This window comes from Streptomyces sp. NPDC050617, from assembly GCF_040654795.1.
GTDB lineage: Bacteria > Actinomycetota > Actinomycetes > Streptomycetales > Streptomycetaceae > Streptomyces.
This window is the reverse complement of record NZ_JBFAIS010000019.1, coordinates 1-23,924: the sequence shown is the minus strand read 5'-3', so window position 1 is coordinate 23,924 and position 23,924 is coordinate 1. Positions and strand designations below refer to the sequence as shown.

The 23,924-nt window shown below is 71.6% G+C and carries 18 protein-coding genes; 15 read left to right on the top strand and 3 right to left on the bottom strand.

The features are described from left to right. Nucleotides 1-33: 33 nt before the first annotated feature. Entirely contained in the window at nt 34-3,063 is a 3,030-nt protein-coding gene (uvrA, locus tag AB0I49_RS24025; RefSeq protein WP_363229109.1) for an excinuclease ABC subunit UvrA, read from the top strand. 175 nt (nt 3,064-3,238) lie between these two features. Here uvrA and AB0I49_RS24020 read toward each other — a convergent pair whose 3' ends face one another. Beyond that, a complete protein-coding gene (locus tag AB0I49_RS24020; RefSeq protein ID WP_363229108.1) occupies nt 3,239-4,363 on the bottom strand; it encodes a hypothetical protein in 1,125 nt (374 codons plus the stop codon). 138 nt (nt 4,364-4,501) lie between these two features. Next, complete coding sequence (locus AB0I49_RS24015) at nt 4,502-5,434, bottom strand: carbohydrate kinase (protein WP_363229107.1); 933 nt, start codon at nt 5,432-5,434, stop codon at nt 4,502-4,504. A 270-nt stretch (nt 5,435-5,704) separates the two neighbouring features. Here AB0I49_RS24015 and AB0I49_RS24010 point away from each other — a divergent pair, with 270 nt between their 5' ends. Together AB0I49_RS24010 and AB0I49_RS24005 are read left to right on the top strand one after the other, a co-directional pair. Then, the gene (locus AB0I49_RS24010) at nt 5,705-6,130 is read left to right on the top strand and encodes a Rieske (2Fe-2S) protein (RefSeq protein WP_363229106.1); all 426 of its coding nucleotides are present in this window, start codon (nt 5,705-5,707) and stop codon (nt 6,128-6,130) included. Between the two features lie 267 nt (nt 6,131-6,397). Further along, entirely contained in the window at nt 6,398-7,495 is a 1,098-nt protein-coding gene (locus tag AB0I49_RS24005) for a GNAT family N-acetyltransferase (protein WP_363229105.1), read from the top strand. Between the two features lie 254 nt (nt 7,496-7,749). Here AB0I49_RS24005 and AB0I49_RS24000 read toward each other — a convergent pair whose 3' ends face one another. Beyond that, on the bottom strand, nt 7,750-8,694 hold the full coding sequence (locus AB0I49_RS24000) for a hypothetical protein (protein WP_363229104.1): 945 nt from the start codon (nt 8,692-8,694) through the stop codon (nt 7,750-7,752). Nucleotides 8,695-8,926: 232 nt separating this feature from the next. Between AB0I49_RS24000 and AB0I49_RS23995 the strand changes: the two genes are divergently transcribed. The 12 genes from AB0I49_RS23995 (at nt 8,927) to AB0I49_RS23940 (ending at nt 23,749) form a co-directional block, all read left to right on the top strand. After that, the gene (locus AB0I49_RS23995; protein WP_363229103.1) at nt 8,927-9,634 is read left to right on the top strand and encodes a papain-like cysteine protease family protein; all 708 of its coding nucleotides are present in this window, start codon (nt 8,927-8,929) and stop codon (nt 9,632-9,634) included. A 4-nt stretch (nt 9,635-9,638) separates the two neighbouring features. After that, nucleotides 9,639-10,535, top strand: a complete 897-nt coding sequence (locus tag AB0I49_RS23990; RefSeq protein WP_363229102.1) for a hypothetical protein — start codon at nt 9,639-9,641, stop codon at nt 10,533-10,535. 818 nt (nt 10,536-11,353) lie between these two features. Further along, on the top strand, nt 11,354-13,504 hold the full coding sequence (gene uvrC, locus AB0I49_RS23985; protein WP_363229101.1) for an excinuclease ABC subunit UvrC: 2,151 nt from the start codon (nt 11,354-11,356) through the stop codon (nt 13,502-13,504). Beyond that, on the top strand, nt 13,501-14,430 hold the full coding sequence (gene rapZ / locus AB0I49_RS23980) for an RNase adapter RapZ (protein ID WP_363229100.1): 930 nt from the start codon (nt 13,501-13,503) through the stop codon (nt 14,428-14,430). Before uvrC ends, rapZ begins: the two co-directional genes overlap by 4 nt. Further along, entirely contained in the window at nt 14,427-15,467 is a 1,041-nt protein-coding gene (gene yvcK / locus AB0I49_RS23975; protein ID WP_363229099.1) for a uridine diphosphate-N-acetylglucosamine-binding protein YvcK, read from the top strand. Before rapZ ends, yvcK begins: the two co-directional genes overlap by 4 nt. Then, nucleotides 15,458-16,459, top strand: coding sequence for a DNA-binding protein WhiA (gene whiA / locus AB0I49_RS23970; RefSeq protein WP_363229098.1), 1,002 nt, complete (start codon nt 15,458-15,460; stop codon nt 16,457-16,459). Before yvcK ends, whiA begins: the two co-directional genes overlap by 10 nt. Nucleotides 16,460-16,617: 158 nt before the next feature. Then, nucleotides 16,618-19,569: a M14 family zinc carboxypeptidase gene (locus tag AB0I49_RS23965; RefSeq protein WP_363229097.1), complete on the top strand. Its 2,952-nt coding sequence runs from the start codon at nt 16,618-16,620 to the stop codon at nt 19,567-19,569. A gap of 166 nt (nt 19,570-19,735) precedes the next feature. Beyond that, nucleotides 19,736-20,740 (top strand): type I glyceraldehyde-3-phosphate dehydrogenase, encoded by a 1,005-nt coding sequence (gap, locus tag AB0I49_RS23960; protein WP_363229096.1) that lies wholly within the window; start codon nt 19,736-19,738, stop codon nt 20,738-20,740. Nucleotides 20,741-20,842: 102 nt separating this feature from the next. Next, nucleotides 20,843-22,054, top strand: coding sequence for a phosphoglycerate kinase (locus AB0I49_RS23955; protein WP_363229095.1), 1,212 nt, complete (start codon nt 20,843-20,845; stop codon nt 22,052-22,054). Nucleotides 22,055-22,060: 6 nt separating this feature from the next. Beyond that, entirely contained in the window at nt 22,061-22,837 is a 777-nt protein-coding gene (gene tpiA / locus AB0I49_RS23950; RefSeq protein WP_363229094.1) for a triose-phosphate isomerase, read from the top strand. 180 nt (nt 22,838-23,017) lie between these two features. Beyond that, nucleotides 23,018-23,254 (top strand): preprotein translocase subunit SecG, encoded by a 237-nt coding sequence (gene secG / locus AB0I49_RS23945; RefSeq protein ID WP_363229093.1) that lies wholly within the window; start codon nt 23,018-23,020, stop codon nt 23,252-23,254. Nucleotides 23,255-23,413: 159 nt separating this feature from the next. Then, a complete protein-coding gene (locus AB0I49_RS23940; protein ID WP_076971064.1) occupies nt 23,414-23,749 on the top strand; it encodes an RNA polymerase-binding protein RbpA in 336 nt (111 codons plus the stop codon). The last annotated feature ends 175 nt before the right edge of the window (nt 23,750-23,924 follow it).

The window sequence follows — 23,924 nt, the reverse complement described above, 5'->3', positions numbered from 1 at the left end:
ATCCCGCAGCTCTCAAGAAAGGTGCCTACCGGCGTGGCCGACCGTCTCATCGTCCGTGGCGCTCGCGAGCACAATCTCAAGAACGTCTCGCTCGACCTCCCCCGTGACTCCCTCATCGTCTTCACCGGGCTCTCGGGGTCGGGCAAGTCCTCGCTCGCGTTCGACACGATCTTCGCCGAGGGGCAGCGTCGCTACGTCGAATCGCTCTCCTCCTACGCCCGCCAGTTCCTGGGCCAGATGGACAAGCCCGATGTGGACTTCATCGAGGGCCTCTCGCCGGCGGTGTCCATCGATCAGAAGTCGACCTCGCGCAACCCGCGCTCGACGGTCGGCACCATCACGGAGGTCTACGACTACCTCCGGCTCCTCTTCGCCCGCATCGGCAAGCCGCACTGCCCCGAGTGCGGCCGCCCGATCTCCCGGCAGTCGCCGCAGGCCATCGTGGACAAGGTCCTGGAGCTGCCCGAGGGCAGCCGCTTCCAGGTGCTGTCCCCGCTGGTGCGCGAGCGCAAGGGCGAGTTCGTCGACCTCTTCTCCGACCTCCAGACCAAGGGCTACAGCCGCGCCCGGGTGGACGGGCAGACGATCCAGCTCGCCGAGCCGCCCAAGCTCAAGAAGCAGGAGAAGCACACCATCGAGGTGGTCGTCGACCGCCTGACGGTGAAGGACAGCGCCAAGCGGCGGCTCACCGACTCGGTCGAGACGGCGCTCGGGCTCTCCGGCGGCATGGTGATCCTCGACTTCGTGGATCTCGCCGAGGACGACCCCGAGCGCGAGCGGATGTACTCGGAGCACCTCTACTGCCCGTACGACGACCTGTCCTTCGAGGAGCTGGAGCCCCGCTCCTTCTCCTTCAACTCGCCCTTCGGCGCCTGCCCGGACTGCACCGGCATCGGCACCCGCATGGAGGTCGACCCCGAGCTGATCATCCCGGACGAGGACAAGACCCTCGAAGAGGGCGCGATCAGCCCCTGGTCGCACGGCCACACCAAGGACTACTTCAACCGGCTGGTCGGCGCGCTCGCCGCGGAGCTCGGCTTCCGGATGGACATCCCCTGGGCCGGCCTGCCCCAGCGCGCCAAGAAGGCCCTGCTGAACGGCCACAAGACCCAGATCGAGGTCCGCTACCGCAACCGCTACGGCCGGGAGCGCGCCTACACCACCGCCTTCGAGGGCGCGGTGCCGTTCGTGAAGCGGCGGCACTCCGAGGCGGAGAGCGACTCCAGCCGCGAGCGCTTCGAGGGCTATATGCGCGAGGTGCCGTGCCCCACCTGCGACGGGACGCGCCTCAAGCCGATCGTCCTCGCCGTCACGGTGCAGCAGAAGTCGATCGCGGAGGTCTCCGCGATGTCGATCAGCGAGTGCGCGGACTTCCTGCGCGGCATGAAGCTCAACGCCCGCGAGAAGAAGATCGCCGAGCGCGTGCTCAAGGAGGTCAACGAACGGCTGCGGTTCCTCGTCGACGTCGGCCTCGACTACCTGTCGCTGAACCGGGCGGCGGGCACCCTCTCCGGCGGCGAGGCCCAGCGCATCCGGCTCGCCACGCAGATCGGCTCCGGCCTGGTCGGCGTCCTGTACGTGCTGGACGAGCCGTCCATCGGGCTGCACCAGCGCGACAACCACCGGCTCATCGAGACCCTGGTGCGCCTGCGCGACATGGGCAACACCCTGATCGTCGTCGAGCACGACGAGGACACCATCAAGGTCGCCGACTGGGTGGTCGACATCGGCCCCGGCGCCGGTGAGCACGGCGGCAAGGTCGTGCACAGCGGCTCGCTGAAGGAGCTGCTGCGCAACAAGGACTCCGTCACCGGGCAGTACCTGGCCGGCAAGCGGGCCATCGCCACCCCGGACGTCCGGCGGCCGCTGGACGTGGAGCGGCAGCTCACGGTGCACGGCGCGCGCGAGAACAACCTGCGCGACATCGACGTGTCCTTCCCCCTCGGGCTGCTGACCGCCGTCACCGGAGTCTCCGGCTCGGGCAAATCGACGCTGGTCAACGACATCCTCTACACCCACCTGGCCCGCGAGCTGAACGGCGCCAAGTCCGTGCCCGGCCGGCACACCCGGGTGGACGGCGACGACCTCGTCGACAAGGTCGTGCACGTCGACCAGTCGCCCATCGGCCGTACGCCGCGCTCCAACCCGGCCACGTACACGGGTGTCTTCGACCATGTGCGCAGGCTCTTCGCCGAGACGATGGAGGCCAAGGTCCGCGGCTATCTGCCGGGGCGCTTCTCCTTCAACGTCAAGGGCGGCCGCTGCGAGAACTGCTCCGGCGACGGCACCATCAAGATCGAGATGAACTTCCTGCCGGACGTGTACGTGCCGTGCGAGGTCTGCCACGGCGCGCGCTACAACCGGGAGACCCTGGAGGTGCACTACAAGGGCAAGTCCATCGCCGAGGTGCTGGACATGCCCATCGAGGAGGCGCTCGACTTCTTCGAGTCGGTGCCGACGATCTCGCGGCACCTGCGCACGCTCCATGAGGTCGGCCTCGGCTATGTGCGGCTGGGGCAGTCCGCCCCGACGCTGTCCGGCGGCGAGGCGCAGCGCGTGAAGCTCGCCAGCGAGCTCCAGAAGCGTTCGACCGGCCGTACGGTCTACGTCCTGGACGAGCCCACCACCGGCCTGCACTTCGAGGACATCAGCAAGCTGATCAAGGTGCTGTCGGGGCTGGTCGACAAGGGCAACACCGTGATCGTCATCGAGCACAACCTCGATGTGATCAAGACGGCGGACTGGGTCGTCGACATGGGCCCGGAGGGCGGCAGCGGCGGCGGACTGGTCATCGCCGAGGGCACGCCCGAAGAGGTCGCGGCGGTTCCGGCCAGCCACACCGGCAAGTTCCTGCGCGATCTGCTGGGCGACCGGGTGAGCGACGCGGCGCCGCCCGCGACGCGGAAGCCGGCGAAGAAGGCGCCCGCGAAGAAGAAGACGGTGGCCGCGGCCACCGCGAAGACGGCCACGGCCAAGGCGGCCACCGCGAAGAAGACCACCGCGAAGAAGACCGCCGCGAAGAAGACTGCCGCGAAGAAGGCCACGAAGGCGCGTCGCGCCTGAGCGCCCGGCGGGCGGGCGGGGCGGTGTCCAGCCGCCCGCCCGCTGAGCGGTGGTCGCGGAGAATGTCCCGCGTCACTGAGCGGCCGCGGGTGTCCCGCCGCCGGGTGCCTACGGGCGTCCGCGGCGGGACGGTGCGGGCCGCGGGACGGCCGGTGCGGCTCCTGGGCCGGGTGGTTCAGGGTGCGCCGGTCGTGAATTCGTACAGGTCGTACGCGACCATGGCCAGCCGGCCGGGGCCGCCGCGGTAGCCGAGTGCCGAGCCCAAGGGGCTGGTCACCTCCTGGTAGCCGATGACGTTCAGCGCGTCAGGGGTGGCGGTGCCCATCCACAGCGCGCCCTCCTCCGTCGACGCGAACCAGCACGGCCCGTCCGCGTACGCGCCCCAGGTGGTGCTGAAGTTGAACGCCTGGGGGCGCTGGGGGTCGACCAGGAGGTTGGCGCGGCCCCGGAGGGCGGGCTGCCAGGTCTTCCCGGACACCGTGAAGTACCAGAGATTGTGGTCCTGGGGCCCCACCGAGCAGTTGGCCACCAGCAGCGAACGGCCGCGCACGGAAAGGCTGTTGATGCCGCGCTGCGCCTCGGGGTTGAAGACCGTCTGCGACATGATCCGGCCGGAGGGCGCCTGGAGGACGCAGACATAGCCGTCCTCGGAACCGGTCATCACGTAGGCGGTGCCGTCCGCGTCGGACAGCACCTCGGTGGCCTGCACATCGTGCAGCCCCCAGGGGTTGACCGGATGCGGATTCCGTACGTCCACGCTCCGCGCGAACCTCAGGCGGCGTCGCGCCGGATCGTAGTTCCACAGGGAGACATAGCCCGACGAATGCCCGACCACCAGGGTCCCCGGCACGCCGGCACGCACCGCTTGCCCGCTGGTGGCGACGCCCAGCGCCGGATCGTAGGGGACGGTCCCGGCCGGGCACAGGTCGCTCCAGTCGCCGCTCGGCGAGTGCCACAGGGCGAGGGAGCGGTCGTCGTTCGAGCTCGCGAGCGTCCGGCCGGACAAGGGGGCGAGCATCTGCACGCCCTGGAAGGCGGGGCTGTTGACCGCCACATTGATGCGCGGCCCGGCGGCCGCCGACTCGGTGAAGCGGAAGACGCTCATCGAGCCGTCCCAGCGGCCGACGGCGAACTGGTCGTCGTCCAGCCACGCGAGGCGCTGCGCCATCTCGTACGTCGTGCCGCCGGAAGTGATCGGCAACGCCGCGGCAGGCGTCGGCGGGGGCGGCATGGACAGCCCGCGACCGGCGAGTTCATGGCGGGACCGGAGTACCGGAGGTATCGATCGCGGATCAGTCATGGCAGCCGCCCCTTCCCGTACGCGCCGCTTCGTCTGCCTTCTCTCCCCCCATCTCTTCCCATATGAGCCGCTCTCGCACGCCCCGGACGCCGCTCAAGGGGCGTCCGGGCACCGTGCTCTCCGGCTCCGGCGGGCGTCTCAGTCGAGCTCCGACGCGTACGGGGGCTGCGCCCCGGCGCGGGAGCAGGTGACGGCCGCGGCGCGGGCGGCGAACCCCAGGATGTCGCGCCACTGCCCGGCGTCCAGCGAGGCGACCTCGGCGGGCGCGAGCGCCTTGTGCTCCGCGAGCCGGTGGAGCAGGGCCGCGTTCACGGTGTCGCCCGCGCCGATCGTGTCCACGACGTCGACGCGCTCGCCGGGCACCGCGTACTCGTCGCCGCCCCGGGTCCGTACGCTCAGCCCGTCGCCGCCCCTGGTCAGGACGGCGGCGGCCGGGCCGGCGGCCAGCCAGTCCGCCAGCGCGGCGTCGAGGTCCGCGCCGTCCGCGAGCCACTCGGCGTCCTCGACCGACAGCTTGAGCAGCGTCACATGCGGCAGCCAGGAGCGGAAGCGGGCCCGGTAGGCGGCCGCGTCCGGGATCAGCCCGGCCCGGATATTGGGGTCGAGCGCCGTGAAGACGCCGCGCCGCGCCTCGCGCTTGAGCAGGGCCTCGTACGCGCTCGCGCCCGGCTCCAGGACCAGGGAACAGGTGCCCAGCGACAGGGCGCGGGTCTCCTCCGGAAGCGCGGCGGGGAGCTCGAAGAGCCGGTCCGCCGTGCCCTCGACATAGAAGCCGTAGCCCGCCGAGCCGTCGGCGCCGATGCTGGCCACGGCGAGCGTCGTCGGCTCCGGGCCGCGTTGCACCGGCGCCACGTCCACGCCGGAGGCCCGCAGCTCCGCCAGCAGCGCCTCGCCGAAGGCGTCCGTCGAGACGCGCGAGCAGAAGGCGGTCGGCGAGCCGAGCCGGCCGAGCGCCATCGCGGTGTTGTACGGGCCGCCGCCGCGCTGGGGGAGCAGCGCGGGCAGCGCGCCGTCGGCCGGGGCGCTGCCGGGCACGAGATCGATGAGGGCTTCTCCGGCGACGACGATCACGCGGGCGTTCCTTTCCTGGTCCCTGAGCCGGGTTCTCCCGGCGCCGCGGGCGCGTGGCGCGGGCGGGCGACCGGGCCGCCCGCCCCACTGCCGCGGCCCCGGCGAATCCCATCACACCCGCGGCGCGAGCGGGCCTGATGAGCGCTGATTTTTCCGCGGTCCCCCCTGGCCGGACGGGTTTCCTACGGGAGGGGCGACCGAAGCGGAATGATCTGTGACGGTATCGTCAGGAGGCCAGCGAACCGCCTCAGCCGCCCCTGTGGAGCACTCATGAGCAGCCAGCCGCCCGCCCGCCGAACCGTGCTGCGCGGAGCCGCCCTGGCGGGGGCCGCCGGGTTCGGTGTGGCGGCCTGCTCGGGAGGCACGTCCGGAGGGAAGCCGCCGGCCACCCCCACGGCGCCGGTCGACCTCGGCGCGGCCTCCGCGGTGCCGGTGGGCGGCGCGAAGCTCTACCGGGAGAAGCGGGTCGTCGTGGCGCAGCCCGCCAAGGGCGAGTACAGGGCCTTCAGCGCGGTCTGCACGCACGCCGGATGCGTCGTCGACAAGATCGAGGACGGGAAGATCAACTGCCCGTGCCACGGCAGCCAGTTCGACGCGGAGACCGGGAAGGTCCTGCGCGGCCCGGCGGGCGCGCCGCTGCCGTCCGTACCGCTCAAGACGGAGGGCGGAAAGCTGGTGGCGGGCCCGGACGCCTGAGCGGCCGCCGGGGCTCGCCGCCGGGGGCCGGATCTACCGCCGGGGCCGGAGTGGACCGCCCGGGACGGTTCCGCGGGCCGTGGTGGCGTAACCACCGGTCGGCGATCGCGTCCGGGTGCGCATATTGGCGCGCAAATAATCAGTTTTTTCCATAGTTTTGACTCGATACGCTCGGATCGGCAGCCGGTTGTGCCCGAACGGACCGGGCGTCGCTGACGCTGCGCCGGCACAGCGGGTGCGCCGCCCGGTACCGAGAGAGGACTTCCCATGAGCGGGACGAAAGACCACAGCCCCGAGCCTCGTCCGCTGCGCGACCGGGTGACCGCTCCGACGTCCGTCGCGCTGCCCTCGGCCGGCGACGGCCTCGCCTGGCGGCCCGCCACCGCCGCCGACATCGGCCTGATCCTCGACCTGAGGCGGGCCGCCGGGGAGGTCGACCACCCGCGCTGGCTGGTGACGCGGGACGAGCTGGAGGAGGAGTTCAAGAAGGAGGACTTCCACCCCGAGCGCGACACCGTGATCGCCGTCGACGCCGCTGGGCGGGCCGTCGCCTACGGCTCGGCCGCGGCCCCGTCGAGCCGCGAGACGATCGTCTGGATCGACCTCGACGGCACGGTGGCCCCCGACCGCCGCGGCGAAGGCATCGGCAGCGCGCTGCTGGCGTGGCAGGAGGCCCGCGGGCTCCAGCACTTCGCGGCCTGCGACTCCGCCCTGCCCGGCTGGCTCGTCTCCGGCGCGGACGAGAAGGCCGCCTCCACGATCGGGTTCCTCGAAGCGCACGGCTATGAGCGCGCCCGGTGGTGGCTGGAGCTGGAACGCGACCTCGCCGAGCCCGTCGCCGAGGCGCCGACCGCGCCGGGGGTGCGGCTGGTGTCCTACGGACCGCGGTGGCAGGAGCGGGCCAGGGACGCCTTCAACGACTCCTTCCGGGACCACTGGGGCACGCAGCCCGTCACCGTCGCCGAATGGGCCGCGGGCGACCGCCTCGAAGCGTTCCGCCCGGACCTGTCCGTCATCGCCGTCACCTCCGTTGCTCCTGACGCCACCGCCGCTTCCGGCACTTCCGACGCTTCCGGCGACGAGCGTGTCGTCGGTTTCTGCTTCGTCGACGTGGCCAAGGACGAGTGGCCGTTGCGCGGCGGCCCGTTCGGTTACATCACGGCCGTCGGCGTGCGGCGGGACGCGCGGGGGCAGGGGCTGGCGCGCACGCTGCTCGCTCATGCGCTGCGGTCGCTGCGCGCCGAGGGGCTGGACAAGGCCGTGCTCGACGTCGACGCCGAGAACCCCTCCGGCGCGCTCGGCCTGTACCAGAGCCTCGGCTTCACCGTCGGCGACCGCGCGGTCAGCCTCGTCAAGCGCTTCTGACCCCGGCCGCCGCGCACCGAGCCCGTACCGGCCCGCCCGCGCGCGTACCGCCGCGTCGGACCCCGTGCGCCGCCCCGCGCGCACGCGCGCGTGCCTGACGCCAAGTCGATGATGACGATGGGGGACGCGCCGCCCCCGCACGCGCGCGTGCCGCATCCGCACGGCATGCCCGAAGCCGAGTACGACCGTTACCCGCGCGCACGTTACCCGCGCGCACGCGCGCGTGCCGCTCCGTACCCGCGCCCGTACCGCTCTCAGCGCCAGTCCCACCCGATGCCCAGAATCCCCGGCCGTACGCTCTGCTCGACCAGGTGCACCCCGCGGTGCCGCCCGGCGAGGGTCAGGTCCTGAAGCCTGCCGCGCGGCGCGCCGGCCGTGGTCTGGGTGAAGCGCCGGCAGCGCACCGGCAGGGCCGCCGCGGCGAAGCGGACCTGGAGGACGTACTGGGCGCCCGCGAAGCCGAACCCCCGTACGTACTCGCTGCTCGGTCCGCCGGTGCCGTCCTCGAAGCCGTAGGCGAAGACATAGGTGTCGCCGGCGCGCAGCCGTGTGTCGAAGAGCAGCTCGCAGACGACCACGCCGGTCTCCGCGTGCCACCGCACGCGCCCCAGCCGGCAGTTCTCCGTCGCCCGCGCCGCCACCTGGCCGGGGTCGCAGCCGGGGTCCCCGTGGTGGATGGCCACATAGCGGTCCACGCCGTCCCGGTGCGCGCGCACCACATGGTGCGAGTCCCGGCCCTGCAGCTCGCGCCGGTCGCCTATGCGGACCCGCTCCATGTGGCAGAGGGTGTGCAGACCGCCGTCCGAGGGGGCTTCGAGTTCGGTGAGGAGCCGCTCCAGGGGGCGCGGTTCGTCCAGCAGCGAGCGGTACGTACGGCCGGCCGGGCGCTCGTGCTCGGCGGGGCGTGCGGGCGGTTCCAGCAGCCGGGTCAGGGCCTGCGCGGGCAGCTCCAGGATGTCTTCCAGGGCCCGTACCGCCCGCAGCGACTCCGGGCGCATCGGGCGGCGGGCGCCCTGCTGCCAGTAACTGAGGCTCGTCACCCCGACCTTGATGCCGCGTTGCGCGAGCCGGTGCTGCACCCTGTGCAGGGCGAGCCCGCGGGCGGCCAGTGCCGAGCGGAGGGCGAGGTCGAAGGGACCGGTGCGCAGCGTCTGCGCGAGTTCGGCCTCGGTCGGCTTCGTCCGTGAGGTGATGTGCACCGTTCCCGCACCCCTCTGTGAATTTTCACAACCAGTGTGACAGGTCTCATCGGCTGGGACCGTTGTGTTCCTGGCTGACAGATGTGGTCTGTTCACATCAGGTTCCCGTCGTTCACACCTCCGCATCACCCGCGGGGAATCCTGTTGACCGACCCCCGACAACACCCGGATGCTCCTCACCAGCGTCCGGACGCGCTCCTCCACACCAACCCCCCAGCTCGGGAGGAACGCAATGACCCGTGCACCCGCACCCTCGCAGAAGAGCCGCGCACGCGGCAGACGGCTGCCGATAGCAGGCTTCATAGCCTCGGCGCTGCTGGCCGGAGCCGCCGTGACGACGGCCACCGCCGCGTCCGCCTCGGCCGAGCCCGCCGGCAGCGCCGCACTGGCCGCCGCACCAGCCGCAGCGTCGGTCCAGGCCGCGAGCGGCCAGAGCGCCGGCCCGCGGGCCGTACCCGGCGCCAAGAAGCTCAACATCACCATGCAGGCCCAGCAGAAGGACAATTGGTGCTGGGCCGCCTCCGGCGACACCATCGCCACGTTCTTCGGCCGGAACTACAGCCAGAACCAGTTCTGCAACGCGGCCTTCAACCGCCGCCAGGGCACCGACTGCCCCAACAACCAGGCCAACCTCGCCAATGTGCAGACCGCGCTGCGCTGGGCGGGCATCAATTCCGGCAATTATGTGACCGGATGGCTGCGCTACCCGACCGTGCAGAATGAGATCAGCGCCGGGCGGCCGATCGAGACCCGCATCGAGTGGTCCTCCGGCGGCGGGCACATGCATGTGCTGTACGGCTACGACAACTCCCGCGACAACCAGGTCTCCTGGGGCGACCCGTGGCCCTCCAACAACCGCTACAACTGGGCCTCGCACGACTGGTATGTCAGCAATCAAGAATTCTCCTGGACCCACTCGCTCTACGGGATCGGAGCGTGAGGTCATGACCGCGACGAGCCACACCAACGCCCCGAGCCGTACGAAGAGGAACGCGACCCGCGCGGCCGCCGTCGCCGGCGGCGCGCTCGCCGGCGTGCTCCTGGGCTTCACCCCGGCGGCCCAGGCGGCCGAGACCTCGGCCGCCCCCGCCGCTCCCGCCGCCTCCGCGGTCGCCGAGGCCCACCGGGCGGCCACCGCCCCCGCCACGCTCGACACGCTCTCCCGCTTCTTCGCCCGCGACAGCGCGGCCGGCGGCGCGATGGTCAAGGCGAAGGCCGCCCCCAAGGTCGAGGGCGCGACCGTGCCGGTCTACACGCTCGCGCCGGAGTTCGTGGCCGGCAAGGCGAAAGCCCCCGTGGCGAAGCTCGACTTCCTCGCCACCAAGGCCGTCTCCGCCGACGGGCGGAAGGCGTCGGTATGGGCCGTCCGGCAGGGCGGCTCGTACAAGGTGGTCAACATCGCCACCGGCGACGACGAGACGCGTTACGCGGCGGCCGGAGCCGAGAAGGCGAGCGGCGGGACCGTCTTCCGCGAGCCGCAGATCGACGCCTGGTACGTGCAGCGCGGCGACCGGGTGCTGCCGCTGGACGCCGATGCCGAGCGCGCCGTGGGCGCGAAGGGGACCACCGTCGAGGCGTACCAGGCACGGGTGCACAAGGCGTACGGCGACAAGCTGCCGGGCTCCGAGTACGCCAAGAAGGGCCTGGCGGGCGGCTATGGCGCCGACGCCGGCGCCGATGCCGATGCCGCCAAGGGCGATGCGCCGGCCGTGGCGCAGGCCGTGTCGGTGGCGCACGACAACGACGGCCTGCTGACCGCGACCTCCCTCGCGACGGGCGGGGCGGCTGTGGTGGCGCTCGGCCTCTCCGTAGTCGCGGCCAGGCGGCGACGCCGCGCCTGACCCCGATTCCGGCCCCGGCAAGAACGATTCGCCGGGGCCGGCACGGACGGGGTGCGACGGGCGCCGCGTACGGGCCGGAACCGCGGATCGGTTCGCGATTCGGCCCTCGATTGGGCCCGCGGATCGGCCCGCGGACCCGCCCGGATGTCTCGGTCGGCCCGGCTCCTCCCGGACGTCTCGCCCGCACCGGCCCCTCCCGGACGTCTCGGGCGGACCGTCCCCGATCAACGGCCCCGGCGGCAGTGCCTCCCCGCCGCCGGGGCTCCTCCGTGCCCGCCCTCCTCGGAACTCCCGTGCGGGAGACGTCCCGGCCCTTCCGTACAGCCGTGCCTCATAGGGCCTGCGGCAACGGCTCTCCCATGCCTCAGCGGGCTCCCGGTTCAGCTTCCTTGCGTCCTGTAGGGCCCCGGCCCCGTTCTCCCGTGCCCTATCGGACTTCCGGATCCCGCTCTCCCGCATCCGGTAGGCCCCGGCCTGGCACGAGCAGGCTTTCGGCCATGGCATAAGCCCCCCCCAGCACGGGCGCCCGGCACGGGTGGCCCCGGGGCCCGGAACGGGCGGGGCTCGGTCCACGTGCCGCCGGTGCCATACGTGCCTCCGGAACGTGCGGGCCCCTCCCCGGCTCAAGCGGCCCCAGGCCCCGGCGCGAGCCGGAATCCCCCTCCGGCGCGAGCCGGAACCTCCTCGGCGCCAGCCGGACCCACTCCCGGCGTAGGCCGGACCCACCCCGGCGCAAGCCCAACACAGCCCCGGCACAAGCGGGCCCCCGGGCCCGCTCGGCGGCGGAACTGTCACCGGCCGCCAGTAGGGTGTCTGACATGGCCGACCCCAGCAGCTACCGACCCAAGCCGGGACAGATCCCCGACTCGCCCGGGGTCTACAAATTCCGTGACGAGCACGGCCGGGTGATCTACGTAGGGAAGGCGAAGAGCCTCCGTCAGCGGCTCTCCTCGTACTTCCAGGATCTCGCCGGGCTGCACCCGCGTACCCGGACGATGGTCACCACGGCTGCCTCCGTCGAGTGGACCGTCGTGTCCACCGAGGTCGAGGCGCTCCAGCTGGAGTATTCGTGGATCAAGGAGTTCGACCCGCGGTTCAACGTCAAGTACCGCGACGACAAGAGCTATCCGTCCCTCGCCGTCACGCTCAACGAGGAGTTCCCGCGGGTCCAGGTGATGCGCGGCCCCAAGAAGAAGGGCGTGCGCTACTTCGGGCCGTACGGGCACGCGTGGGCGATCCGCGAGACCGTCGACCTGATGCTCCGGGTCTTTCCGGTACGGACCTGCTCCGCCGGGGTGTTCAAGCGTTCGGCCCAGATCGGCCGGCCCTGCCTGCTCGGCTACATCGGCAAGTGCTCCGCGCCCTGCGTCGGCCGGGTCACCCCCGAGGAACACCGTGAACTGGCCGAGGAGTTCTGCGACTTCATGGCCGGGCGTACCGGCACGTACATCCGCCGGCTCGAAGCGGGGATGCGCGAGGCCGCCGAGGACATGGAGTACGAGAAGGCGGCCCGGCTCCGCGACGACATAGAGGCGCTCAAGCGCGCCATGGAGAAGAACGCCGTCGTCCTCGCCGACGCCACCGACGCCGACCTGATCGCCGTCGCCGAGGACGAACTCGAAGCCGCCGTGCAGATCTTCCACGTGCGCGGCGGCCGGGTCCGCGGGCAGCGCGGCTGGGTCACCGACAAGGTCGAGGCCGTCGACACCGCGGGCCTCGTCGAGCACGCCCTCCAGCAGCTGTACGGCGAGGAGAAGGGCGACGCGGTCCCCAAGGAGGTCCTCGTCCCCGCCCTCCCCGACCCGGTCGAGCCCATCGCGCAGTGGCTCGCCGAGCGCCGCGGCTCCGGCGTCAGCCTGCGCATCCCGCAGCGCGGCGACAAGAAGGACCTGATGGCGACGGTGCAGCGGAACGCCCAGCAGGCGCTCGTACTGCACAAGACCAAGCGCGCCTCCGACCTGACCACCCGCTCCCGCGCCCTGGAGGAGATCGCGGAGGCGATCGGCCTGGACTCCGCGCCGCTGCGCATCGAGTGCTTCGACATCTCCCACCTCCAGGGCGACGACGTGGTGGCCTCCATGGTCGTCTTCGAGGACGGGCTGGCGCGCAAGAGCGAGTACCGGCGCTTCCAGATCAAGACGTTCGAGGGCCAGGACGATGTCCGGTCCATGCACGAGGTCATCGGGCGCCGCTTCCGCCGCTATCTCCAGGAGAAGCAGAAGACGGGGGAGTGGGCCGGAGAGCCCGGGGAGCCGGGAGAGCCGGGGGAATCGGGCGAGCCCGGCGCGGCAGCGGCCGGGTCCTCCGAGCCTCTCGAATCCGGCGCCCGCGAGTCCGGCGCCCGCGAATCCGGTCCCCGCGAGTCCGGTCTTCTCGATTCCGAGCCTCTCGAATCCGGTCCCCTGGACGACGACGGCCGCCCCAAGCGGTTCGCCTACCCGCCGCAGCTCGTCGTGGTCGACGGCGGGCAGCCGCAGGTCGCCGCCGCCAAGCGGGCCCTCGACGAGCTCGGCGTCGACGACGTCGCCGTCTGCGGGCTCGCCAAGCGGCTCGAAGAGGTCTGGCTGCCGGACGAGGACGATCCGGTCGTGCTGCCGCGCAGCAGCGAGGGGCTCTACCTCCTCCAGCGCGTCCGCGACGAGGCGCATCGTTTCGCCATCACCTATCAGCGCAGCAAGCGCGCCAAGGCCATCAAGGCCGGCCCGCTGGACGCCGTGGCCGGCCTCGGCGACACCCGCAAGCAGGCGCTGATCAAGCACTTCGGTTCCGTCAAGCGGCTGCGCGCCGCGACGGTCGAGCAGATCTGCGAGGTGCCCGGCATCGGCCGCAAGACCGCCGAGACCGTCGCCGCGGCCCTCGCCAAGGCGGCTCCGGCCGCCCCTGCGGTGAATACCGCGACAGGAGAGATCATTGATGATGAGGAGGCCGCACCCGCAGCGTCCTCATCGGAACGGGGGCATGAGGCATGAACGAGACACACGGAGACGGAGCACAGGTGAGTACGGCTACGGCGGCGGAGGGCGGCGAGACGGCGGCCATCCCCGAGCTGGTGATCATCTCCGGCATGTCGGGGGCGGGCCGCAGCACCGCCGCGAAGTGCCTGGAGGACCTCGGCTGGTTCGTCGTCGACAACCTGCCGCCCGCCCTGATCCCCACCATGGTGGACCTCGGCGCGCGCTCGCAGGGCAATGTGGCCCGTATCGCGGTGGTCGTGGACGTACGCGGCCGGCGCTTCTTCGACAACCTCCGCGAATCGCTCGCGGCGCTGGCGGCCAAGCACGTCAAGCGGCGGGTGATCTTCCTGGAGGCGTCCGACGAGGCCCTGGTCCGCCGCTTCGAGTCGGTCCGCCGGCCGCACCCGCTACAGGGCCCCGGCCGCATCGTCGACGGGATCGTGGCCGAGCGCGACCTGCTGCGCGAGCTGCGCGGCGACGCCGACCTGGTCATCGACACCTCCAGCCTGAACGTGCACGAGCTGCGCGCCAAGATGGACGCCCAGTTCGCGGGCGAGGAGGAGCCGGAGCTGCGGGCGACCGTCATGTCGTTCGGCTACAAGTACGGGCTCCCGGTCGACGCCGACCTCGTGGTGGACTGCCGCTTCCTGCCGAACCCGCACTGGGTGCCGGAGCTGCGGCCCTTCACCGGCCTCAACGAGGAGGTCTCCGGCTATGTGTTCAACCAGCCCGGCGCCAAGGAGTTCCTCGACCGGTACGCCGAGCTGCTCCAGCTCATCGCCGCCGGCTACCGCCGCGAGGGCAAGCGTTATGTGACGATCGCCGTCGGCTGTACGGGCGGCAAGCACCGCAGCGTCGCCATGTCCGAGCGGCTCGCGCAGCGCCTGGTCTCGGAAGGCGTCGAGACCGTCGTCGTCCACCGGGACATGGGGCGGGAATGACGGATCGCACGATGCGCGTGCGGCGCGTACGCAAGTTCGTGCCGGGCGGCCGTACGCGCCGGAGCCCGCGCGGCGCCCAGCCCAAGGTCGTCGCCCTCGGCGGCGGCCACGGGCTGTCCGCCTCGCTCACCGCGCTGCGCCGGATCACCGGCGATCTGACCGCCGTCGTCACCGTCGCCGACGACGGCGGCTCCAGCGGGCGGCTGCGCGACGAGCTCGGCGTGCTGCCCCCCGGCGACCTGCGCAAGGCGCTGGCCGCGCTGTGCGGCGACGACGACTGGGGCCAGACCTGGGCGCGGGTGATCCAGCACCGTTTCACCAGCGAGGGCGAGCTGCACGAGCACGCGGTCGGCAATCTGCTGATCGTCGCCCTCTGGGAGCAGCTCGGCGACCATGTGAGCGCCCTGGACCTGGTCGGCAAGCTGCTTGGGGCGCACGGCCGGGTGCTGCCGATGTCGGCGGTGCCGCTGGAGCTCCAGGCGCTCGTACGGGGCCACGACGTGGACCGCCCGGACGAGCTGTCCACCGTGCGCGGGCAGGCCACCGTGGCGCTCACCCCCGGCGAGGTGCAGTCGGTGCACGTCGTGCCGGAGGACCCGCCGGCGGTGCCGGAGGCCGTGGCGGCGGTGCTCGACGCCGACTGGGTGGTGCTCGGCCCCGGCTCCTGGTTCTCCTCCGTCATCCCGCACCTGCTCGTACCCGAACTGCTCGAAGCGCTCCAGGAGACCAAGGCGCGCCGGGTCCTCTCGTTGAATCTGGCACCGCAACCCGGTGAAACAGATGGCTTCTCCCCGCAGCGTCATTTGGAGGTTTTGGCCCGACACGCCCCTAAACTCGCCCTGGACGTGGTGTTGGCCGACGAGGCCGCCGTGCCCGACCGGGAGAGCCTCACCGAAGCCGCCAAGCGGCTCGGCGGCGCGGTCGAGCTGGCGCCGGTCGCCGCGCTCGACGGCTCCCCGAGGCACGACCCGGAGCTGTTGGCCGCCGCGTACGACCGTATTTTTCGGATGCATGGAAGGATCGGCCCATGGCGATGACGGCAGCGGTGAAGGACGAAATCTCCCGGCTTCCCGTCACCCGGACCTGCTGCCGGAAAGCGGAGGTCTCGGCGATCCTGCGGTTCGCGGGCGGGCTGCACCTGGTGAGCGGCCGCATCGTGATCGAGGCGGAGCTGGACACCGGGATCGCGGCGCGGCGGCTGCGCAAGGACATCCTGGAGATCTTCGGGCACGCCTCCGACCTGGTGGTGATGGCCCCCGGCGGGCTGCGGCGGGGCAGCAGATACGTGGTGCGGGTAGTGGCGGGCGGTGACCAGCTGGCGCGGCAGACCGGCCTGGTCGACGGCCGCGGCCGGCCGATCCGCGGACTGCCCCCGCAGGTCGTCTCGGGTGCCACCTGCGACGCCGAGGCCGCCTGGCGCGGCGCGTTCCTCGCCCACGGCTCGCTCACCGAGCCCGGCCGCTCCTCGTCCCTGGAGGTGACCTGCCCGGGCCCGGAGGCCGCGCTCGCGCTGGTCGGCGCCGCCCGCCGGCTCCAGATCGCGGCCAAGGCACGCGAGGTGCGCGGCGTGGACCGGGTGGTCGTACGGGACGGGGACGCGATCGGCGCGCTGCTGACCCGGCTCGGCGCGCACGAGTCGGTGCTGGCCTGGGAGGAGCGCCGGATGCGGCGCGAGGTGCGGGCCACCGCCAACCGGCTCGCCAACTTCGACGACGCCAATCTGCGCCGCTCGGCGCGGGCCGCCGTGGCCGCGGGCGCGCGGGTGCAGCGGGCGCTGGAGATCCTCGGCGAGGAGGTGCCCGAGCACCTCGCCGCGGCCGGCCGGCTGCGCATGGAGCACAAGCAGGCGTCGCTGGAGGAGCTGGGCGCGCTGGCCGACCCGGCGCTGACCAAGGACGCGGTGGCGGGCCGCATCCGCCGGCTGCTGGCGATGGCCGACAAGCGCGCGCAGGACCTCGGAATCCCGGGCACGGAGTCGAATCTCACCGAGGATCTCGCCGACGACCTGGCCGAGGGTCTGGTCGGCTGACCGGTCCGCAGTCACCGCGAGCCGCCCCCGGCGTCCGAAAAGAACGGATGCCGGGGGCGGCGCCGTGTCCGCCCCCGGATGAGTCATTGACATGATCATGAAGTGTGGCAAGCCTGTCGTCTGCGCACAGACGCGACAGACAACAGCAAGGGGGGCACATGAGACGCAAGGCGAGAGCGGTTCTCGCAGTGGCATCGCTGTTATTCGGCGGACTGGCCGCTGCGCCCTTCGCACAGGCGCGGGAACAGGCACGGCCGGGCGGGGACGGGCTGACCGTATGGACCGCCGACGTGGGGCACGCGCAGCTGCCGCTGCTGCTCCGGGCGGGCGTGGACGGGCAGGAGATCGGCAGGCGGATACCGGACAAGGGAACCGCCCCGGTCGAGCTGTACCTCACCGGAGGCCAGGCCGCGACCCTGCGCGGCCAGGGCGTCCACCTCACCGAGAAGAAGATCTCCCGGCGGACGACGGAGCGGCTCAAGGCCGCCGGGGACGGCGTCTTCCGCCCGTACAGCGGCAAGAACGGCCTCCAGCAGGAGATCCTCGACATCGGGCGGGCCCACCCGGACATCACCAAGGTCGTCAGCATCGGCAAGACGCTGAACGGCCAGGACATCCTCGCCCTCAAGCTCAGCAAGGGCGCGAAGAAGACCCCGGACGGCGAGAAGCCCGCGACGCTGTACGCCTCCAACCAGCACGCCCGCGAGTGGATCACGCCCGAGATGACCCGCCGGCTGCTGCATTACTACCTCGACAACTACGGCCGGACCGAGCAGATCACCAAGCTCGTGGACCGGTCCGAGCTGTGGTTCCTGCTCTCCGCCAACCCGGACGGCTACGACTACACCTTCAAGGACCCCGCCAACCGGCTCTGGCGCAAGAACCTCCGCGACAACAACGGCGACGGCAAGATCACCGCCGGCGACGGCGTCGACCTCAACCGCAACTTCTCCTACAAGTGGGGCTACGACAACGAGGGTTCGTCACCCCGCCCCGCGAGCGAGACCTACCGCGGCAAGAGCCCCTCCTCCGAGCCGGAGACCCAGGCCCTCGACGCGTTCGAGAAGCGCGTCGGCTTCACGTACGCCATCAACTACCACTCCGCGGCCGAACTGATCCTCTACGGCGTCGGCTGGCAGGTCGCCACCCCGACCCCGGACGACGTGATCTACCGGTCCCTGGCCGGCACCCCGGAGAACCCCGCGATCCCCGGCTACCGCCCGCAGGTCTCCTCCGAGCTCTACACCACCAACGGCGAGGCCGACGGACACGCGGCCAACGCCAACGGGGTCATGATGTTCACCCCGGAGATGTCGACCTGCCAGACGGCCTCCGCCGTCGACCCGAACGACCCCTGGAACCCGGCCGACTGCCAGTCCGTCTTCAACTTCCCGGACGACGAGAAGCTGATCCAGCGGGAGTTCGCCAAGAACATCCCCTTCGCCCTCTCGGTCGCCGAGAGCTCCCTCCACCCCGACCGGCCGGCCTCCTCGGTGGGCATCCCCGCCCCCGACTTCAGCCCCGACACCTTCGCCGCCTCCTACGCGCGCGGCGAGGGCCAGGAAGTCGCCGTCACCGCCCGCAAGAGCCTGCGCGAGAAGCGGCTCAACTACCGCGTGGACGGCGGCCGTACGCACACCGAGCCGCTGAAGGCGTGGACGGGCGGCGAACGGTACGGGGGTGACGACAACATCCGCTTCGACCAGTACCGGGCCCAGGTGGAGGACGCCGCCGTCGGCTCCAAGGTGCAGGTGTGGTTCACCGGCCGTACCCGCGACGGGGCGACCACGTCCAGCAAGCCCTTCACCTACACCGTCGCCGAGCGGCCGCGCGCCGACACCCTGATCCTCGCCGACGAGGGCGGCGCCGCCCCCGCCCGGCACCTCGCCGCCTATACCGAGGCCCTCGCCGGCAACGGCCGCAAGGCCGCCGTCTGGGACGTCGCCAAGCAGGGCGCCCCGCACGCGCTCGGCGTGCTCAGCCACTTCCGGACCGTGCTCTGGTACACCGGCGCGAACCGCCCCGGCGGCGCGACCCTGCTCGCCGTGCGCGACTACATCAACGAGGGCGGCAAGGTCGTCACCAGCGGCGAGCTGGCCGGCGGCAGCTCGCGCGTCGGCCCGGCCGACACCGACGACTTCAGCCAGTACTACCTGGGCGCGTACGGCCGTACGTCCCTCAAGGCGCCCACGAAGTTCACCGGCGCGGGCCCCCTCAAGGGCATCTCCGCGAACCTCGCCGACGCCGCCGGCAACCCGCTCGACGCGGCCGGCTCGTACGCGCTGACCTCGGACAGCCTGCCCCCGGCCCAGTTCCCGCAGTTCACCGGCGCCGCGGCCGGGGACTACCAGGGCCCGCGCCCGCCCTCCCAGCCCTTCGAGGGCGACTGGATGGCCGCGGCCCAGCACCAGGACAGCGCCTACCAGCGGCTGGCCCGCACCGTCGACCTGACCGGAGCGAGCGCCGCGGACAAGCCGAGCCTCGCCCTCCAGCTGGCCTTCGACACCGAGAACGGCTACGACAACGCGGTCGTCGAGGCGCACACCGTGGGCCAGGACGACTGGACCACGCTGCCCGACGCCAACGGCGGGACGACCGCCGACGTCCCCGCCGAATGCGGCCAGGGCTACTACATCAACCTGCACCCCTGGCTCACCCACTACCTGACCCTCGGCGACGGCAGCTGCCAGCCGCGCGGCACCACGGGGGCGTGGAACCGCTTCACCGGCGCCTCCGCGGGCTGGCAGCCGGCCTCCTTCGACCTCAGCGCCTACGCGGGCAAGAAGGTCGAGCTGGCGATCTCGTACATCACCGACCCCAACACCGGAGGGCGCGGCGTCTTCGTCGACAGCACCAAGGTCGTCATCGGCGGCGCCGCACAGCCCGCCGAGGGCTTCGAGACCGCCCTCGCCCCCTGGGCCGCGCCCGGACCGCCGCCCGGCAGCCCGGTGAGCCCCTCCGACTGGACCCGCTCCAAGGAGCTCTTCCACTCCTCGGCGGCCGTCACCACCCGCGACACCGCTTTGCTGGGGTTCGGCCTGGAACACGTGCCGGGAGCGGCCGAGCGGGCGAAGCTCCTGGGCGGCGCGCTGCGGGCCGTACGCGGCTGACCCGGCGCGGCCGGGGGCGCCGGCCCGCACCCCGAAGCCGGAGGGTGCGGGCCAGCGCTGCCAATGTCACGTACGTCCCTTGTTAGAGGTAGGGTCGGAGTCGGTCGGGGACATCCCATACAGCTCGCCGGCGTCCAGACCGGCAAACCAACGAGGAGATCGGTTCGTGACGATCCGCGTAGGCATCAACGGCTTTGGCCGTATCGGTCGTAACTACTTCCGCGCACTGCTGGAGCAGGGTGCGGACATCGAGATCGTCGGTGTCAACGACCTGACCGACAACGCCACCCTGGTTCACCTGCTGAAGTACGACACCATCCTGGGTCGCCTGAAGCACGAGGTCAGCCACACCGACGACACCATCACGGTCGGCAGCCAGACCTTCAAGACGATGGCCGAGCGCGACCCGGCCGCCCTCCCGTGGGGCGAGCTCGGCGCCGACATCGTCATCGAGTCGACCGGCATCTTCACCAAGAAGGCCGACGCCTCGAAGCACCTCGCCGCCGGCGCCAAGAAGGTCCTGATCTCCGCGCCCGCCAAGGACGAGGACATCACGATCGTGATGGGCGTCAACCAGGACAAGTACGACGCGGCCAACCACCACGTCATCTCCAACGCCTCCTGCACCACCAACTGCGTGGCGCCGATGGCCAAGGTTCTCCTGGAGAACTTCGGCATCGTCAAGGGCATGATGACCACGGTCCACGCGTACACGAACGACCAGCGCATCCTGGACTTCCCGCACAAGGACCTGCGCCGCGCCCGCGCCGCCGCCGAGAACATCATCCCGACCACCACCGGCGCCGCCAAGGCGACCGCCCTGGTGATCCCGGAGCTCGCCGGCAAGCTGGACGGCATCGCGATGCGCGTCCCCGTCCCCACCGGCTCGGTCACCGACCTGGTCATCGAGCTGGAGCGGGAGGCCTCCAAGGACGAGGTCAACGCCGCGTTCCAGAAGGCCGCCGCGGGCCAGCTCAAGGGCATCCTGGAGTACACCGAGGACCCGATCGTCTCCTCGGACATCGTCAACTGGCCGGCCTCCTGCACCTTCGACTCCTCCCTGACCATGGTCCAGGGCAAGAGCGTCAAGGTCATCGGCTGGTACGACAACGAGTGGGGCTACTCCAACCGTCTGGTGGACCTGACCACGTACGTCGGCAGCCAGCTCTGAGCGTTGCCTGACCCGGGCACCGAGATGTGAAGGACAGGGCTCGTGCGATGCGATGACGCGTCGTGCGGGCCCTGTCTCATGACTGACTACGACGGAGTCACCATGAAGACGATCGACGAACTCATCCAGGGTGGGGTCGAAGGGCAGCGGGTCTTCGTCCGCGCCGACCTCAATGTGCCGCTGGACGGCACCGCCATCACCGACGACGGGCGCATCCGCGCCGTCGTCCCGACGGTCAGCGCGCTCGCCGAGGCGGGCGCGAAGGTGATCGTCGCCTCCCACCTGGGCCGCCCGAAGGGCGCCCCGGACCCGCGGTTCTCCCTCGCGCCGGCCGCGGCGCGACTGGGCGAACTGCTCGGCAAGAACGTCTCGTTCGCCACCGACACGGTCGGCGACAGCGCGAAGGCCACCGTAGCCGCCACGGCGAACGGCGAGGTCACGCTGCTGGAGAACCTCCGTTTCAACGCGGGCGAGACGAGCAAGGACGACGCCGAGCGCGGCGCGTTCGCCGACCGGCTCGCGGAGCTGGCCGACCTGTACGTGGGCGACGGCTTCGGTGCGGTGCACCGCAAGCACGCCTCCGTATTCGACCTCCCGGCCCGGCTGCCGCACGCCGCCGGCTACCTCATCGCCACCGAGGTCGGCGTCCTGAAGAAGCTGACCGCCGAGGTCGAGCGGCCCTACGCCGTCGTCCTGGGCGGCGCGAAGGTCTCCGACAAGCTCGGGGTCATCGAGCACCTGCTGGAGAAGGCCGACCGCATCCTGATCGGCGGCGGCATGGCGTACACCTTCCTCAAGGCCAAGGGCTACGAGGTCGGCATCTCGCTGCTCCAGGAGGACCAGATCCCGAAGGTCCAGGGCTACCTGAAGCGCGCCGAGGAGCGCGGCGTGGAGTTCGTGCTCCCCGTCGACGTCCTGGTCGCCGGGGAGTTCCCGGACCTGGAGACCAAGGCCCCGGCCCACCCCACGACGGTCGCCGCGGACGCCATCCCGGCCGACCAGGAGGGTCTGGACATCGGTCCCGAGACCCGCAAGCTGTACGCCTCGAAGCTCGCCGACACGGCCACCGTCTTCTGGAACGGTCCGATGGGCGTCTTCGAGCACCCCGACTACGCCGAGGGCACCAAAGCCGTCGCGCAGGCGCTTCTGGACAGCCCGGCGTTCACCGTCGTCGGCGGCGGCGACTCGGCCGCGGCCGTGCGCCTGCTGGGCTTCGACGAGAACGCCTTCGGCCACATCTCGACCGGCGGCGGCGCCAGCCTCGAATACCTCGAGGGCAAGACGCTCCCCGGCCTCGCCGCACTGGAGGACTGAATCACCGTGAGTGACCGCACCCCGCTGATGGCGGGCAACTGGAAGATGCACCTCAACCACCTTGAGGCCATCGCGCACGTCCAGAAGCTCGCCTTCGCCCTCGCCGACAAGGACTACGAGTCCGTCGAGGTCGCCGTGCTGACGCCGTTCACCGACCTCCGGTCGGTGCAGACGCTGGTCGACGGCGACAAGCTCAAGATCAAGTACGGCGCCCAGGACCTGTCGGCGCACGCCTCCGGGGCGTACACCGGTGAGGTCTCCGGCGCGATGCTCGCCAAGCTGAAGTGCACCTACGTCGCCGTCGGGCACTCCGAGCGGCGCCAGTACCACGGCGAGAACGAAGAGGTCTGCAACGCCAAGGTCAAGGCCGCCTTCGACAACGGCCTCACGCCGATCCTCTGCGTCGGCGAGGGCCTGGACGTCCGCAAGGCCGGCAACCAGGTGTCGCACACCCTCGCGCAGCTCGACGGCGCCCTCGCGGACATCCCGGCCGACCAGGCCGAGTCCATCGTGATCGCGTACGAGCCGGTCTGGGCGATCGGCACCGGCGAGGTCGCGACCCCCGAGGACGCGCAGGAGGTCTGCGCCGCCATCCGCGGGCGGCTCGCCGAGCTCTACAGCCAGGAACTGGCCGACAAGGTCCGCATCCAGTACGGCGGCTCCGTGAAGTCCGGCAACGTCGCGGCGATCATGGCGCAGCCGGACGTCGACGGCGCCCTGGTGGGCGGCGCGGCGCTGGACGTGGACGAGTTCGTCAAGATCGTCAGGTTCCGCGACCAGTAGCAGCAGCGGCGGCGGCTACGGCTGCTATGACGATGGGGCCTGCCCGTCGTACCCTGTCGGGGCCGGGACCGGCGTATACGCGCCGCCCCGGCCCCGCGCCGTTCCTGGTGTTCCTCAGCGGTTACAGCGTTTCCCGTTTTTCCAGTCCGAAGTGTTCAGTCCGAGAGAGTTGGTCCAGCCGTGGTCTTGGGGTTCTCGATCGCCCTCATCGTCTTCAGCCTGCTGCTGATGATGTTGGTGCTCATGCACAAGGGGAAGGGCGGCGGCCTCTCCGACATGTTCGGCGGCGGCATGCAGTCCTCCGTCGGAGGGTCCTCGGTCGCCGAGCGCAACCTCGACCGGATCACCATCGTCGTCGGCGTGCTGTGGTTCGTCTGCATCATCGTGCTCGGCCTGCTGATGAAGCTCGACAGCTGACGTACCGTCGTATGCGCGGCCTATCATGGGCCTTGCGTCTCGCGGACGGGCGGTAACTCCGGCCACTGGACGCGCGTTGGGCCTTACGTAGACTGGGGCGCCCGCAGCGGAGCTGCATCATTGACGCTTCGCGGCACCATCACGCAGGGAGTTACGACCGTGGCAAGTGGCAACGCGATCCGAGGAAGTCGGGTCGGAGCGGGGCCGATGGGGGAGGCCGAGCGAGGCGAGTCCGCGCCGCGCCTCCGCATCTCCTTCTGGTGCTCGAACGGGCACGAGACGCAGCCGAGCTTCGCCAGCGACGCGCAGATTCCTGACACTTGGGACTGCCCGCGCTGTGGCTTCCCCGCAGGCAAGGACCGGGACAACCCGCCGGACCCGCCGCGTACCGAGCCGTACAAGACGCATCTCGCGTACGTACGCGAGCGGCGCAGCGACGCGGACGGCGAGGCGATCCTCGCCGAGGCGCTCGCCAAGCTCCGCGGCGAGATCTGAGCGAGTCCGACCGGACGACAGCGGCGGCAGGAAGCACGAATCCTGACCAACACGGCCCGGGCGCGCCCCCGGGGGGGGGGGGGGGGCGGGGCCGTGGGGGGGGGGGCCGCGGAGGGTTGGTGCAAGGGGGGGGCGGGGGGGGGGGAAGGGGGGAGGGGGTGGGCGGGGTGCGGGG